This is a genomic window from Arthrobacter sp. TJ-254 (assembly GCF_058269175.1).
The window spans coordinates 33,737-48,504 of record NZ_JBZCNF010000003.1 but is presented as its reverse complement, the minus strand read 5'-3'; the positions used below and the strand labels follow the sequence as shown (position 1 = coordinate 48,504).

At 66.4% G+C, this 14,768-nt stretch carries 17 protein-coding genes; 9 read left to right on the top strand and 8 right to left on the bottom strand.

Going from position 1 to position 14,768, the window contains the following annotated elements:
* Positions 1-12: 12 nt before the first annotated feature.
* Together AC4D14_RS08950 and AC4D14_RS08945 are read left to right on the top strand one after the other, a co-directional pair.
* On the top strand, positions 13-1,482 hold the full coding sequence (locus AC4D14_RS08950; RefSeq protein WP_490901610.1) for a sensor histidine kinase: 1,470 nt from the start codon (positions 13-15) through the stop codon (positions 1,480-1,482).
* Between the two features lie 99 nt (positions 1,483-1,581).
* Positions 1,582-1,872 (top strand): WXG100 family type VII secretion target, encoded by a 291-nt coding sequence (locus AC4D14_RS08945; RefSeq protein WP_490901609.1) that lies wholly within the window; start codon positions 1,582-1,584, stop codon positions 1,870-1,872.
* Positions 1,873-1,957: 85 nt separating this feature from the next.
* On the opposite strand, the gene groL is transcribed toward AC4D14_RS08945, so the two are convergent.
* Positions 1,958-3,586 carry a chaperonin GroEL gene (groL, locus tag AC4D14_RS08940; RefSeq protein WP_490901607.1) on the bottom strand — a complete coding sequence of 543 codons (1,629 nt, stop codon included), beginning with the start codon at positions 3,584-3,586 and terminating at the stop codon, positions 1,958-1,960.
* Positions 3,587-3,937: 351 nt separating this feature from the next.
* Here groL and AC4D14_RS08935 point away from each other — a divergent pair, with 351 nt between their 5' ends.
* The gene (locus tag AC4D14_RS08935; protein WP_490901606.1) at positions 3,938-4,456 is read left to right on the top strand and encodes a TM2 domain-containing protein; all 519 of its coding nucleotides are present in this window, start codon (positions 3,938-3,940) and stop codon (positions 4,454-4,456) included.
* Between the two features lie 26 nt (positions 4,457-4,482).
* Here the strand turns inward: AC4D14_RS08935 and AC4D14_RS08930 are convergent, their stop codons facing one another.
* Both AC4D14_RS08930 and AC4D14_RS08925 read right to left on the bottom strand, forming a co-directional pair.
* Positions 4,483-5,145 (bottom strand): LytR C-terminal domain-containing protein, encoded by a 663-nt coding sequence (locus AC4D14_RS08930; RefSeq protein WP_490901605.1) that lies wholly within the window; start codon positions 5,143-5,145, stop codon positions 4,483-4,485.
* Between the two features lie 24 nt (positions 5,146-5,169).
* A complete protein-coding gene (locus AC4D14_RS08925) occupies positions 5,170-5,538 on the bottom strand; it encodes a DUF3263 domain-containing protein (RefSeq protein WP_490901603.1) in 369 nt (122 codons plus the stop codon).
* 124 nt (positions 5,539-5,662) lie between these two features.
* Here AC4D14_RS08925 and AC4D14_RS08920 point away from each other — a divergent pair, with 124 nt between their 5' ends.
* Entirely contained in the window at positions 5,663-6,430 is a 768-nt protein-coding gene (locus AC4D14_RS08920) for a uracil-DNA glycosylase (RefSeq protein WP_490901601.1), read from the top strand.
* 41 nt (positions 6,431-6,471) lie between these two features.
* Here the strand turns inward: AC4D14_RS08920 and AC4D14_RS08915 are convergent, their stop codons facing one another.
* Both AC4D14_RS08915 and AC4D14_RS08910 read right to left on the bottom strand, forming a co-directional pair.
* On the bottom strand, positions 6,472-8,136 hold the full coding sequence (locus AC4D14_RS08915; RefSeq protein WP_490901598.1) for a threonine/serine exporter family protein: 1,665 nt from the start codon (positions 8,134-8,136) through the stop codon (positions 6,472-6,474).
* Between the two features lie 31 nt (positions 8,137-8,167).
* Entirely contained in the window at positions 8,168-9,241 is a 1,074-nt protein-coding gene (locus AC4D14_RS08910; RefSeq protein WP_490901596.1) for a lipid II:glycine glycyltransferase FemX, read from the bottom strand.
* Positions 9,242-9,395: 154 nt separating this feature from the next.
* Between AC4D14_RS08910 and AC4D14_RS08905 the strand changes: the two genes are divergently transcribed.
* The 3 genes from AC4D14_RS08905 to AC4D14_RS08895 are packed head-to-tail and all read left to right on the top strand — an operon-like array spanning position 9,396 to position 11,760.
* Positions 9,396-10,400 (top strand): aldo/keto reductase family protein, encoded by a 1,005-nt coding sequence (locus tag AC4D14_RS08905; RefSeq protein ID WP_490901595.1) that lies wholly within the window; start codon positions 9,396-9,398, stop codon positions 10,398-10,400.
* Positions 10,400-11,287: an NAD-dependent epimerase/dehydratase family protein gene (locus tag AC4D14_RS08900; RefSeq protein WP_490901593.1), complete on the top strand. Its 888-nt coding sequence runs from the start codon at positions 10,400-10,402 to the stop codon at positions 11,285-11,287. Before AC4D14_RS08905 ends, AC4D14_RS08900 begins: the two co-directional genes overlap by 1 nt.
* Positions 11,288-11,331: 44 nt before the next feature.
* On the top strand, positions 11,332-11,760 hold the full coding sequence (locus AC4D14_RS08895) for a hypothetical protein (protein ID WP_490901592.1): 429 nt from the start codon (positions 11,332-11,334) through the stop codon (positions 11,758-11,760).
* A 133-nt stretch (positions 11,761-11,893) separates the two neighbouring features.
* On the opposite strand, the gene AC4D14_RS08890 is transcribed toward AC4D14_RS08895, so the two are convergent.
* Positions 11,894-12,310 (bottom strand): CBS domain-containing protein, encoded by a 417-nt coding sequence (locus tag AC4D14_RS08890; protein ID WP_490901591.1) that lies wholly within the window; start codon positions 12,308-12,310, stop codon positions 11,894-11,896.
* Between the two features lie 246 nt (positions 12,311-12,556).
* Here AC4D14_RS08890 and AC4D14_RS08885 point away from each other — a divergent pair, with 246 nt between their 5' ends.
* Positions 12,557-12,712: a hypothetical protein gene (locus tag AC4D14_RS08885; protein WP_490901590.1), complete on the top strand. Its 156-nt coding sequence runs from the start codon at positions 12,557-12,559 to the stop codon at positions 12,710-12,712.
* Positions 12,713-12,883: 171 nt separating this feature from the next.
* Complete coding sequence (locus AC4D14_RS08880) at positions 12,884-14,038, top strand: baeRF2 domain-containing protein (RefSeq protein WP_490901589.1); 1,155 nt, start codon at positions 12,884-12,886, stop codon at positions 14,036-14,038.
* 84 nt (positions 14,039-14,122) lie between these two features.
* Here the strand turns inward: AC4D14_RS08880 and AC4D14_RS08875 are convergent, their stop codons facing one another.
* A complete protein-coding gene (locus AC4D14_RS08875) occupies positions 14,123-14,500 on the bottom strand; it encodes a hypothetical protein (protein ID WP_490901588.1) in 378 nt (125 codons plus the stop codon).
* Between the two features lie 66 nt (positions 14,501-14,566).
* Positions 14,567-14,761, bottom strand: a complete 195-nt coding sequence (locus tag AC4D14_RS08870) for a hypothetical protein (RefSeq protein WP_490901587.1) — start codon at positions 14,759-14,761, stop codon at positions 14,567-14,569.
* Between the last annotated feature and the right edge of the window lie 7 nt (positions 14,762-14,768).

Here is a 14,768-nt window from a genome sequence, read left to right as displayed (position 1 = left end):
GCAGGGGAAACCTTGCTCAGGCGCTGGAACTCGGCCTCGCTGCGCTCGCAGCTCGTGGCCATCATGACCCTGCTCATGGTCGTCACCGTCGGCATCACTGCGATCGTCACGATCTCGCTGCTGCGCAACGGCCTCATCGAGCGCATGGACAACGACCTGAGCGCCAACGCGCAGAACATCTCCAACGCGTTCTTTCATGAGACCGCACCCGCTGACAGTGCCCTCTTCCGGTTCTACGGCGCCCTCCTCGGACCCGACGGCCGCATCCTCAACGCAACGCATTCCGCCACCGAAACGGATGTTCCACGGCTGCCCGTCATGAGCGCCGCCCAGGTGCGGGAGCTCGACGGTAAGGGATTCGACGTGGAGGGCACCGCCCAGGACAGCCAGGGCTGGCGCGTAAAGATCCTGGAATACGACGACGGCCCGCAGTCCCTGGCCATCGCGTCCCCGCTGGAGACCGTCAACAACTCCCTGCAGGAGGCCTCGGAGATCATCTTCACCGTCGGCCTGCTCTCCACGGCGGTGGCCTCCGCCATCGCCTTCGTCGCCGTCACCCGCCAGTTCCGCCCACTGGCACGCGTTGAGCGCACAGCAGCAGCCATCGCCGCCGGCGATCTCTCGCGGCGTGTTGCAGTTGAGCGGCCCGCAACCGAGGTGGGAAGACTCTCGCGCTCGCTCAATGCGATGCTCGCCCACATCGAGCGCGCGTTTGCGGCGCGGACCGAATCCGAGCGGAAGATGCGCCGGTTCGTCGCTGACGCCTCGCATGAGCTGCGCACTCCCCTCGTCACGATCCGCGGGTTTTCCGAGCTTTACCGTCACGGCGCACTGCAGCAGGAAGCCGATGTCGCGGCAGCCATGGGGCGCATCGAGAGCGAAGCGATCCGGATGGGCCACCTCGTCGAAGACCTGTTGACCCTTGCACGGATCGACGAACAGCGGCCCCTCGAGGCCAAGCCGATCGACCTGATGGTGCTCGGAAACGATGCAGCCCTCGATGCCCGGGCCATCGCCCCGAACCGGACGATCACCGTGACCGGTCTGGACGGCGGCAGCCCCCGGCCGGCACCCACGGTGGGCGATGAAGCCCGGCTCCGGCAGGTCCTCGCGAACCTCATGACAAACGCGCTGCGCTACACCCCCGACGGAAGCCCGATCGAGATCGCGGTCGGCGTCGAACCCGTCATCCACGGCCGAAGCGATTCAGTGATCGAGGTGCGCGACCACGGACCCGGCATTTCGGAGGACGACGCCGCACGGGTCTTCGAACGTTTTTACAGGGCAGATTCCTCCAGGCACCGTGAAACGGGCGGCACCGGCCTTGGCCTGGCCATCGTCGCCGCGCTGGTGGCCCAGCACGACGGAACGGTGCGGCTCGCGGAAACCCCCGGTGGCGGGGCGACGTTGTCGATCCGGCTCCCCCACGCCGTCGACACGACAGCCGACGCGCCCGGAACCGAGGCGTCCGACGCCGTGTGAGCAGACTTTTCCACATGCCGCACAAGGCCCGTGCGGGCACCCGGCACACCCCCTACCGTTCAAGGGTCAGCTAACCGGAAACCAGCATCGGGAGCACCCGTGACCCACTTCCACGTAGACACCGACGGCCTGGCGGCGAAGAGCAACCAGGTCCAGGCAACCATCGGCAGGCTCAATGCCGAGGTCACCGCTATGCAGGCCGGCCTGCAGGAGCTTGAAGCCCTGTGGGGCGGGCAGGCGGCCGTAAATTTCCAGCAGGTCATGCTTCAGTGGCGTTCAACGCAGGTCCAGGTCGAGGAAGCCCTCTCCGGCATCCACGCAGCACTCGTCACCGCCACCCGCCAGTACGCCGAGGCCGAGCTGAGCAACGCACGCATGTTCCTTTCCTGACCACGCACACACTGTGGACACGAAAAAGCGGCACCCCCGAAGGAGTGCCGCTTTCTCGAAATTGGAGCGGAGGGAACCGGACCGGCTAGAAGCCGCCCATTCCGCCCATCTCGTCTCCACCCGGGCCCGCGGGTGCGGACTTCTCGGGCTTGTCGGCCACAACGGCCTCCGTGGTGAGGAACAGCCCTGCGATCGAAGCGGCGTTCTGCAGCGCCGAACGCGTGACCTTTACGGGGTCGTTGACGCCGGCGGCCAGCAGGTCCTCGTACACGCCGGTTGCAGCGTTGAGGCCGTGGCCTGCGGGAAGGCCGCGGACCTTGTCGACGACAACGCCGGGCTCGAGGCCGGCGTTGAAGGCGATCTGCTTGAGCGGGGCGTCGATTGCGACACGGACGATGTTGGCGCCGGTTGCTTCGTCACCGGTGAGCTCAAGGCTTGCGAAAGCCTTGGCTCCGGCCTGGATCAGGGCTACGCCGCCACCGGCGACGATTCCCTCTTCAACAGCGGCCTTCGCGTTGCGGACGGCGTCCTCGATGCGGTGCTTGCGCTCCTTGAGCTCGACCTCGGTGGCCGCGCCGGCCTTGATGACTGCTACGCCGCCGGCCAGCTTGGCCAGGCGCTCCTGCAGCTTCTCGCGGTCGTAGTCCGAATCCGAGTTGTCGATCTCGGCGCGGATCTGGGCGACACGGCCGGCAATGGCGTCGGCGTCGCCGGCACCCTCGACGATCGTTGTCTCGTCCTTGGTGACGACGACCTTGCGCGCCTGGCCCAGCAGGTCAACAGTGGCGTTCTCGAGCTTGAGGCCGACCTCTTCGGCGATGACCTGGCCGCCGGTGAGGATGGCGATGTCGGCGAGCTGCGCCTTGCGGCGGTCGCCGAAGCCCGGAGCCTTGACGGCAACGGACTTGAACGTGCCACGGATCTTGTTGACGACGAGGGTGGCAAGGGCTTCGCCCTCGACATCTTCGGCGATGATCAGCAGCGGCTTGCTCGACTGCATGACCTTCTCGAGGACGGCAACGAGGTCCTTGACGTTGGAGATCTTCGAGTTGACGATCAGGATGTACGGGTCTTCGAGGACCGTCTCCTGGCGCTCTGCGTCGGTGACGAAGTAACCGGAGATGTAGCCCTTGTCGAAGCGCATGCCCTCGGTGAGCTCAAGCTCGAGCCCGAAGGTGTTCGACTCCTCGACAGTGATGACGCCTTCCTTGCCAACCTTGTCGAGAGCTTCGGCGATCAGGTCGCCGATCTGCTGGTCGCCGGCGGAGATTGACGCTGTCGCGGCGATCTCTTCCTTGGTCTCAATTTCCTTGGCCGAGGCGAGCAGTTCGGCGGTAACCGCAGCAACTGCCTTCTCGATGCCGCGCTTGAGGCTGAGGGGGTCGGCGCCGGCGGCAACGTTCCGCAGGCCTTCCTTGACGAGCGCCTGGGCGAGCACGGTTGCGGTGGTGGTGCCGTCGCCTGCTACGTCGTCGGTCTTCTTGGCGACTTCCTTGACCAGCTCTGCGCCGATCTTCTCGTAAGGGTCGTCAAGCTCGATCTCCTTGGCGATTGAGACGCCGTCGTTGGTGATCGTGGGGGCGCCCCATTTTTTCTCGAGGACGACATTGCGGCCGCGTGGGCCGAGCGTCACCTTAACGGCGTCAGCGAGGATGTTCAATCCGCGCTCGAGGCCGCGGCGGGCCTCTTCATCAAAAGAAATGATCTTGGCCATAACGGCGTAGGTCCTTTCGGGGACAGATATGCGTTTCAGCAAACGAGTGCTCGCCTGCCTGTGGTGCCCGCGACGGCCGGGCCGGCCCGGAAAACGATCTCTTTACGCTCCGGTACCGGCCCTCACCACAGAGGTTTGCCTGCTTCACCCAACACCCGCCGTTTTAGCAGTCAGCGGGTTCGAGTGCTAAGTCAATAATTAGCACTCCCGCCAGATGAGTGCAAGCCGCGTATTGCGGTAAACCCCTGCTTCACCCTGAGCGCAGCCCGGGAAAACTCCGGGGATTTACCTGATGACGGCCCTGCCGGCCAAGGCATAGGTTGAAGAGAGTTCCAACCACCAAGGAGAAATGTGTCAACGACCCCAGACCCCGAGCAACACAAGCCAGGTTCCGATCGGGAGCCTCTTGATGTTCCCCCCGCCCCGGGCCAGGATCCGGGCTTCGGCCCCGGGCCCTACCCGCAGGGCGGCGAGTCCCCAATGCCGGCACAGGGCGAGGCCTACCCCGGGCAGTACGGTCCCCCGGGCGGCTATCCGAGCCAGTACCCGCCGCCGGGCGGGCACCCCAACGCCTACCAGCAACCGGGGCAGTACCAGGGAAGTCCCTATGGAAATCCGTTTGGAACCTACCTCCAGGGCTACCCGGAGCAGAAGTCCCGCCTTGTGGCAGGCCTGCTCGGGGTCCTGCTGGGTTCCCTCGGCATCCACCGCTTCTACCTCGGCTACGTGGGAATCGGCGTAGCACAGATCATTGTCACCTTCGTGACCTTCGGCGTCGGTGCCATCTGGGGGTTCATTGAAGGCGTAATGATCCTGGTCGGCGCCGAGGCGTTCCGACGCGATGCAAAGGGCGTACCGCTCAAGGAGTAGCCGGAACGCCGCCGGCTGGCCCGCTGCTACTGGAAGCCGGGACCCAGGACCACGGTGATGCTGCCGGGAACCCCTGCGGCGTCAACGACCGACGCAATGCCCAGCACCGAGGCTGCTTCCGCGGCGCTGGCCCGCTGGGCTTCGCCGTTGTAGAACACGACCGAGCCCTGGACGGGCGACCCGGTCCAGTTTCCGGGAACGGCGGCGCTCCAGCCGCCGGCGGCAAGGCGACCGGCGGCCGACGCTGCAAGTCCCGGTACCCCGGTTCCGTTGAGTACGTTGACGGCCTGGGTGCGGTCCGGGGCGGCCGGGGCCTTCGTCCCGGCCCGCTTTGTCGGAGAGTCCGACGGCGACGCAGCGGAGCTCGTCCGGCCGGGGGTCGGTGTCGCCGTGGCGCCGCTGGCCTCGGAGGCCACCCCTGTCGCCAACGCCGTGCCGGAGGCTGCCGGGGGCTCAGGCGCTTCCGTGCCGGAGGTGGGAACCGACCCGGAGGCGGGTTCGGTGTCGCCTGCCCCTAGCCGGGGAACAACGAAGTACGCTGCGAGCCCGAGGAGCAGCACGAGGATCCCGACGACGATTTTCAGCCAGAGCCCGCTGGAGCGGGTTGGCAGAAAGTGCTCCCGGTGGACGCCCTGCCGGGCTGCGGATTCGGGAACCCGGTCGAATTCGTCACGGGGATAGTTGGTCATGGTGATGGGGGTCCTTGGGGTAGGTCAGATGTCCGCGCCGAGCCGACGCGCGGAGCGCGCGCGCTGGCGGGAAGTTCGAAGTCTGCGCAGCCGCTTGACGAGCATCGGATCGTGGGCCAGGGCGGCCTCCGAGTCGATGACGGCATTGAGGACCTGGTAGTAGTGGGTGGCCGACATGTTGAACAGGTCGCGGATTGCCTGTTCCTTTGCCCCCGAGTACTTCCACCATTCACGCTCGAGCGCGAGCATCTGCTGCTCACGCTCACCGAGCACGGGCCGGTTGGCGCCGGGCCCCGGCGCCTCGGCGCCTGAACCGGTACCGGCGGCGATTGCTTCGGCGCCTTCGCCCGGTGGCGCGGGATGCGGCTGATCGGCCCCGGTCTGCTGACCCATTCCCACCGCCCCCTCTTGCCCGGCATGCGCAATGTTGCTCTGCCTACTTCCGCACCCATGGTAATGGTGAATGCCACGCATGTCATTTGCGGCGCTGCCGGCGCAGGCGCGGAAGAATGGAGCAATGGACGATGCAACCCCTGCCCTGTTCGAGCTTCCCTCACCCGGCGCTCCGCCCGCGGCACGGGGGGACGGCGCGCCATCGATCCCGTTCCAGGCCCCGGCTCCCCTCACGTCGGTCCTTCCGGCCGACTGGGCGGCAGCCCTCGCCCCCTGGGAGCCCACCCTCCACCGGATCGCCGACAAGCTCGTTCTCGAATCCCAGCGGGGACATGAGGTCCTCCCTGCACCGGAGCACATCCTGCGGGCCTTTCGAGTTCCGCTGGAGGAGGTCAAGGTGGTGATTGTCGGCCAGGACCCCTACCCCACCCCCGGACACTCGGTCGGACTGTGCTTCGCCGTCGATCCGGCGACCCGCCCATTGCCGCGCAGTCTCGGGAATATCTACCGGGAACTTTCCGCCGACCTCGGGGCTGCCGCACCGGCCACCGGTGACCTCTCGGGATGGACGCGGCAGGGGGTGCTGCTGCTCAACCGGGTCCTCACGGTACGCGCCGGAGAGTCGGCGTCGCACCGCGGCTGGGGCTGGGAGGAAATCACCGACGCCGCCCTCAGCGCGCTCGTGGCCCGGGGAGGACCGCTTGTGGCGGTCCTGTGGGGGCGCGATGCGCTGAGGCTGAAACCGCTGCTTGGGCACACGCCGACCGTTGAATCGGCCCACCCAAGCCCGCTGTCGGCGTCGCGGGGCTTCTTCGGCTCCAAGCCCTTCAGCCGCGTTAACGACCTCCTGCGCCAGCAGGGCGCCGAGCCGGTCGACTGGCTCGCCTTGTAGCCGGCCCCGGATCATGGGGCGCGCTTCGGTTTCCGGGATTACTAGCGTCGCCGGTTGCGCCGGCGTTCGTTACTGCTCAGCCCCTTGGTGAAGGGGCGTGCGATGTTGTCGCCGAGGACCACGCCGCCCGCGATGGCGAGGATGACGGTGAGCGCGTTGAACAGCCCCAGCGCGCCGGCGCTTGGGACTCCGACGTTGGTCGTCAGCATGTACATGGAACGGAAGATCGACAGTCCCGGGTAGAGGAACATGACCGCCGGAACCGCCACCACAAGCTGGGGCGCACCCAGGCGGAGCGCGACGGCGCGGGAGAGGGCGCCGATGAGGACGGCGGCGAGCGCCGGCGCCAGCCGGTATCCGACGCCGGCGTTGATCGCCGAAATCCACAGGACGTAACCGGCAGTGCCCACAAGTGCGGTGGGGACCACAAGTTTGAGGTCGGTCTGCTCGGTGACGCCGAACATTGCCACGGCGATGAAGATCAGCACCGCCACCACCGGCCAGGGGTAGAGCGGGGCGGGGGCCTCAATCAGGTCAAGGTCCGGGATGCCGATGGCGGACCCGAACACCAGTGCGACAGCGATCCCCGAGACAACCCCGCCGAAGATCAGCAGCGCCGAAAGGAACCGCCCCGCCGCGGTGACCGGGAAGCCGTTGATTGCGTCCTGGGTCGCCGAGACAAGCCGCCCGGCGGGCAGGAGCAGCAGGATCCCTCCAACAACTACAAGGGACGGTGCGATTGGCACGTTGAGCCACCAGAAGAGCATGGCAATGAAGGTTGCCATGGCGGAGGCGGTAGCCACCGAGAAGAATTCCGGGACCCTCCACCGCCCCAGCTGGCGGGATACAAGGTCGACGAGGATGCAGCTGAAGAGCCCCACGAGGGCACCCAGCACTCCCCCGCCGATGAAAGCGACAATCGCCCCGCCGAAGATTCCGAAAGCCGCGGTGACCATCCAGCGCGGGAAGGGCTTGGGCCGCCGGGTGATCTCCTCGAGGCGTTGGGCCGCCTCGATCCGCGAGACGCCGCCGGCCGCGATGTCGGAGACAAGCTGGTGGATCGCCGCGAGGCCCGCGTAGTTGTTGGTCCATGAACGCACAACACGCAGCACAGTCGTTGGCGTCTGGTCCTTTGCCGAGTAGTTAATCACCACCGACTGGTTGGTGATGTCCACTTCGATGTGCTGCAGACCGAGCGCGGCGGTGACCGCGATGATGCTCGTTTCGACCTCGAGGGCACCGGCGCCGTACCGGAACATCGTCTCGGCGAGGCTGAGCGCGAAGTCGAGTGTCTTGCGGGCGTTGGCGTCCGGCCCGCCGGCGGGAATCGTGGGGTTCGCGTAGGGGCTTCCGGCGAGCCGCTCAACGATGCTCATTGCCTGGGTGGGCGGAACCTCGCCCTGCACCAGCCGGCGCAGCATGCCGCGCGCTGCGGCGTTCGAGCGGTCCGGGCGGACGGCCCGCGGCGTGGTGGGCAGTGCGTCGGTCGGAGAGACGGAGCGCGGCTGCCTGCGCGGCCGCCGCGGGCCCGCAGGCAGGGCGGCCGGAGGTTCGGGCGTGGTGCGGCGGGAGGTACGCGCCGCGGCCTTCGCCTTCTCCTCGGGTGTCGGGTCGAAGGGTCGGCGGATGACCGGCAGCGGGCCCGCCGCCGGGGAAGGATTGGTGCCCGGCGCCTTGTCGTTTCCTGCATCGGCGTTGTTGTTCATGATTCACCCCTTCGCCTGTGGCAGGTCAAGGTCAGTAGAAAGGCTGCTGGTGCCGGCGCCAGTAGATCTGGCGTGCGACGCGTTCTCCGGCGGTGTTCCACAGCCGGTACTTCCAGCCGCTGAGGACGAGGTCCCAGCAGCCGATGAAATCGGTGACTGTCTTGGTGAAACTCGTCTTGAACAGTCCGAGCCCGTGGTGGGGGTGGGAGGTGTCCTTCAGCTTGTCCGCGGGCGGAGTGCCGCAGAAGTCGTATTCGTGGATGCCGAATTCGTCCTTGAGGTCGTTGATCGCCGTCCACTGGAGCAGGTGGGAGTCCCCGTACTGGGACCGGCCGGGCCTGGACCCGCCGTCCTTGTAGGTTCCCTTGCTGCCGTAGTTGATGATGAAGGCCCCGACCGAGGGTTCCCCGTCCTCGTAGACGAAGTAGAGCCTGCCCTGGCCCGCGGCCGCGAAGTTCCCCCAGAACCGGCTGTAGTACTCGAAGGACCTCAGGCGGGCCGCTGAACGGTCCTCGATGTGGGCCATCAGCCGGTACATGATGCTGAAGTTTTCCTCGGTCGGCTCCACCCGGCGCACCTCCACGCCTTCCCGGATGGCACGGCGCACTGCATTGCGTCCCCGCGAAGAAAGCGTGCGCAGCAGTGCGTTTGATTCGGGAGTGGTGTCGAGGATGGCCGTGTGGTCGTTGGGCTGCAGGTCAAAGGTCTTGACCAGGCCGGCACCGGTGAGCACCTTGCGCACCTCAGGGCTGTCGACTATGTCGGGTTCGATCTTCACGGCGAAGACATTGAGCCGCGAAGCCGCGGCGAAGGTCTTGACGGCCTCGAGGGCCGCGGGGATGTGGGCGACATCGGCCACTCCCGGCCCCTTGATCAGGTACCAGAGCCTGCCCATCACGGGGAAGGACTTCTCAAGGACGAGGTTGTGGCTCGTAAAGTCGTCCGACTCAAGCACAAGGAACCTGGGCTTCCAGCCGTGGTGCGACTTCACCTCGGCGAATGAGGCCGACTGCAGCACATTCCCGCCGTCCGGGTTGGCGGTGACGAGGTCGTCCCACTTGTTCTGCTCCGCCTCGGTGGCGAAACGCGCGGTGAAGTTAACCAAGGTTCCTTCTCTTCTGGGTGGCGGGGAGGGTGGCCGATTCAGGCGCCGGGGCGCCGCGTTCCACCCGTCCAAGTCTAGCGGCTGCCGCCGGTACGGCCGCATCGGCGCCGGCGGTCCTGTACCCGCCGGGCCGATGATGGATAGCATCAGCCTCATGGACTATAGATATCTGGGAAACAGCGGACTCAAGGTTTCGGAGATCACGTACGGGAACTGGCTGACCCACGGCTCGCAGGTGGAGAACGACATCGCCGTGCAGTGCGTTACGGCCGCCCTCGAGGCCGGCATCAGCACTTTCGACACCGCCGACGCATACGCCAACACCGCAGCGGAAACGGTCCTTGGGGATGCGCTCAAGGGGCAGCGCCGCGAAACGCTCGAGATCTTCACCAAGGTGTACTGGCCCACCGGCAGCAAGGGCCACAACGAGGTTGGCCTCTCGCGCAAGCACATCCGGGATTCGATTGACGGATCGCTGCGCCGCCTCCAAATCGATTACGTCGACCTCTACCAGGCACACCGCTACGATTCCGAGACTCCCCTTGAGGAGACGATGCAGGCCTTCGCCGACGTCGTCCGTCAGGGCAAGGCACTGTACATCGGTGTCAGCGAATGGAACGCCGAACAGCTCCGGGCCGGCCATGCGCTCGCCCGCGAACTCGGCATTCAGCTGATTTCGAATCAGCCGCAGTACTCGATGCTCTGGCGGGTCATCGAGAAGGAGGTGGTGCCCACCTCGGAGGATCTGGGTATCTCCCAGATCGTCTGGTCCCCCGTCGCCCAGGGCGTCCTGACGGGCAAGTACCTGCCCGGCCGCCCCCCGGAACAGGGAACCCGCGCCGCCGACGAGAAGGGCGGCGCCACGACGATCAAGCGCTGGATGGAGGACGACGTCCTCACCGGCGTCCAGCGGCTGAAGCCCATCGCTGACGGCGTCGGGCTGACCATGGCTCAGCTGGCCATCGCCTGGGTGCTGCAGAACCGCAACGTCGCGTCGGCGATCATCGGCGCCTCGCGGCCGGAGCAGGTGAAGGCGAACGTCGGCGCGGCGGGCGTGGTCCTTGAGGAGTCGGTCCTTGCCGCAATCGACGACGCCGTAGGGGCCCTCGCCGAAACTGATCCTTCAATGACCCGCTCCCCCGAAATGCGGCCGGCCTGATGGCGGACAGGATCGCCGTCACCGGCGCCACGGGCAAACTGGGCCGCAGCGTGGTGCGCTCACTCCGGGCGGACGGGAACTTCGTGCTTGAACTCGACCAGTACGGCGAGCGCAGCCCCGGTTTCCTGCGCGTCGACCTGCGCGACTATGGGCAGGTGCTCGACGCGCTGCTGGGCGTCGACGACCGCACCGACGGCTTCGACGCGGTGGTGCATCTCGGGGCGATTCCCGCCCCGGGCCTCACCGCCGACGCCGCGACGTTCCACAACAACATGCTCGCCACCTACAACGTCTTCCAGGCGTGCCGGCGGGCAGGGATCAAGCGCGTCGTCTACGCCTCGAGCGAGACGGTGCAGGGTCTTCCCTTCGACGAGGCCCCTCCCTACCTCCCCGTGGACGAGGAGTATCCGGCGCGGCCCGAGAGCACGTATTCGCTCGTCAAGCACCTCGAGGAGCAGATGGCGATCGAGATGGCGCGCTGGGACCCGGAGCTGCGCATCACGGCGTTGCGCTTTTCGAACGTGATGGATCCCGAGGACTACGCCGAGTTCCCCTCCTTCGACGCCGACGCCCTGCTGCGCAAGTGGAACCTTTGGGGTTACATCGACGGGCGCGATGGCGCCCAGGCGGTGCAGAAAGCCCTCGAGAACGCAGCTCCCGGGTTCGACCGGTTCCTGATTGCAGCGGCCGACACCGTGATGAGCCGGCCCAGCGTTGACCTCGCGGCCGAGGTGTTCCCCGAGGTGCCGCTGGTTGCGGAAGTCAGCGGCACGGAAACCCTGCTGTCGATCGACAAGGCGCGGAAACTGCTCGGCTTCGAGCCCCGGCACAGCTGGCGCGACCACGTTCCGGAGTCTGTGTTGTCCCCGTCAGGAAAAAATCAGTAGGCTTATTATTCATCCAGTGACGCCCCGCATCGAAAGGTGGAACCATGAGCGAAGAGAACCCTCCTGAAACCCTCCCCGAAGAGGACATGCACGTCATTACCGATGACGATCCGGACATCCTCGACGAATCAACGGCAGATGTGCCGTTTATCCCCGGGAGGCCGGACGACTATCCCGGTGCCGCCGAAACCGACCCTGACCGCTGGCAGGAGGATCCGCTGCTGCAGAGCGAGATTGACGATGACGACGAGCAGGAGGAACTGCTCAGCGATCAGATCCTGAGGGATGAATCGCTTGAGGCGCGCTGGGAGCGCGGTGACGAGCAGATTCCCCCGGATGAGCCGACCCTCGGAGAAGCCGCGGCGGACGTCGATTTCGGCGTGGGCGAAGACGACGATTACGACTCGAGCGATGACCCGGCTAACAGCGGAGGCTCGCCGCTGAGCCACATCAACGACCGCGACCTGCAGTAGCGGGTCCGGCAGCGCGGCGCGGGACTGGATCCGAAACCCACCATCCGCTGACGTACGACACGACGCGCGACGACGGCCGCCCCCTCAGGGGCGGCCGTCGCTGTTGCATCTGTCCGCGGCAGGAAGGCAGACCCTAGTAGGAGATGAATTCGACGAGGTCGCCGACCCGGTCCTCCGGGTAGTTTCGGGCAATGTCCGCCTGACTGATGACTCCAACGAGATCGTGGCCGTCGATCACGGGCAGGCGGCGGACCTGGTGGTCCTGCATTGTCTTGATCGCTTCTTCCACTGTGTCGTCGGCTCCGATGGTGACGGGTTTGCCCTGCGCCAGCTCACCGGCTGTGACGGTGCTCGGATCCCTGCCGTCGGCGATGGACCGGACAACGATGTCACGGTCCGTCAGCATCCCCTTGAGTCGCTTGTCCTCCCCACAGATGGGCAGGGATCCGACGTCCAGGTCGCGCATCTTCACGGCCGCCTGCTGCAGTGTGTCATTTTCGCCGATGCATTCGACGCTGCCCGTCATGATGTCTCGAGCCTTGGTTGGCATATCGTTCTCCTCACTTGTGGGTTCCACCGGTGGGCGGACCGGTCGCTGAGGGCTCCGGCACCTTACCGTAAGCCTACTTAGCAGTATCCGCCGCAGAGCACATGTTGGAAAGGGAAATTCCCCGCCCCGCACCGGATGCCTGCCTCGGCGACCGAGCCGTGGGTGCTTCCCGGGGGTTATGTTGGGCGCGGGTCCTCCGTAGACTTCCAGTACCTCCTGCCGCCACTCGAAAGGACAGTACCCGCCATGTCAGAAAGCCCCGACCAGCAGGAACGAAGCCACAACGAGGCCCCGGCGGAGGGGGACACCGACGCCGATCCGACAGACATCCGCCACCACACGCAGGATCCCGCAGAGGGAGCCGACCCGGCCGCCAACGGGAAAGACGCCGACACACGGTAGAGCAGTGACCGGGCACGCGCGAGGCTCCAGAGCCGCGGCCACCGTGCGGGCCGGACCCACAATCTCCTTTCACCGTCCGTCCACTCCCTTCCGGATGGAGCGGACCGCACCTATCCATCACGCTGCGCCGGCGCGGCGCAGGAGCAACATCGAAGAGAGAAGGTGCTGCCAATGACGCACGCACTCAAAGACCACTCACACCTCTACAAGCTCACCGGCCCGTGGACCACCCTTTATGTGGACGGAAGTACCGCAACGGTCGAATCGGTGGCGAGCGACGACGAGCTGCCCCGCGTTGTCACCGAGACAATGGAGCGGGCGGGAACCCCGAAGCAGGACGTGAAGGCGGCGGTTGCCGCCCTCGCGAAGACGTCGAAGGGACTGCCGGACCCGGTGTCCCGCTTTCTTCTCGTGCACGACGGCGAAGCGGTCGTCAACGAGTTCCTTGCCGGGCCCATGGTGATGCCCCAGGTGATTGCCGTTGGTCCGATCCCCGATTTCACCCCGATGGTGCGCCACTGCCCTGAGGACTTCGCTTATGTCATTGCGGAAGTGGGGCGCGACGGCGGCGAGGTGTACCTGCGGCACGCGGATCAGCTCTCGGCAGCACCAACGCGCGGCGAACCGGTCGCCTCGATTGAGGGCGACACCGAACATATGCGCAAGGTCCACGGAGGCGGGTGGGCGCACAAGAGCTTCCACCAGCATGCCGAGAAGGTATGGAAGTCCAATGCCGGCGGGGTGGCCGCCGAAATCGACAGGGTTGTCTCGGCCAGCCGGGCCAAGCTGGTCATTGTGTCAGGAGACATCCGCGCCCGGCAGCTCGTTGCCGAACAGGTCTCCGAGGAAACCCGGTCGATCCTTTCGGTGATTGACAGCCACACCCGCACCGGCGGCTCCGACACCGAAGCGTTCGCCATCCAGGTCGATCAGCTTGTCACGCGGGTCATGGCGGACCGTCAGCACCAGCTGCTTGACCGGCTCGCCGAGCAGGCGGGGCAGTCCGGCCGGACCTCCGCCGCGGGGGTCGGGCCGGTCATTACTGCGCTGCAGCAGGCGCAGGTCGACACCCTGCTGCTCGAAACCGGCGCGTGGGAGGGACGCACCCTCCTGGCGCTCGACGCCGCACCGTGGGTGGCCACAACGGAAGGGGAAACAGCCGGTGCTGAAGTGATAGGGCCCGTTCCGGCGCTTGCAGCAATCCTGCGGGCGGCGGCGCTGACCGACGCGGAGATCACCTTCTACCCTCCGGGAGCGCTCGACTCGCATCCAATCGCGGCGCTCCTGCGGTGGCCGACTGGCCCTGCCGTCCCGGCAGCCAGCTAGCTCCCGCGCCGGAGGGAATCTGACGGATCAACGCACAAAGGGGCCCGGGCGGCAGCTGCCGCCCGGGCCCCTCTTGCCGAGGTGCTACCTGCTGCCATCCCGGCGCTGGGTGTCCACATCTGGGTCGAGCTCATCGGCCTTTTGGGTGGTTGTCGACGTACGGTCCCTGAGGTCCTGCGCTTCGGCCTGGCGCTCCTGGGCCTGGCGGCGCAGCCGTTCGGCTTCGACCTCGGCCTGCTGGGCCTCGGCGTCGACCATAGCGGCCTTCGCTTCGCGCTCCCGCGCCTCAAGATCGGAAACGCGCGCCTGCTCGCGGATCTCGGCCGCCTTCTGGCGGTCTTTCTCCAGCTGACGCTCAGACCGGGCGCGCTTCCGCTTGCGCCCGAGGGCAATCACAAAACCAATAACAGCAAGCAGGACGATGATCCCAACGATGATCCAGATCAGTTGGCCCGTATCCATTTCACACTCACCTTTTCTTCAGGGTTTTGCCTTGTTTGGCGTCGCACGCCGGGACGGAGAGTTTTGTCAGCCGCCCAGTCCGCCGAATCCGCCGGAAAGTTTGCCGAGCAGATCCTGCGGATTGATTCCGAATTTTTCGAGGAGCCCTGCGTCTTTTTCGGAGTCCACCGAGTCGGGCAGCTCTGACTCCGCCTGGCTGGCCTGGTCCGACTTCCCCTGGGACTTAAGCAGGTCAATGATTTGCGATTTGTCGATGTTCATTGGTTCC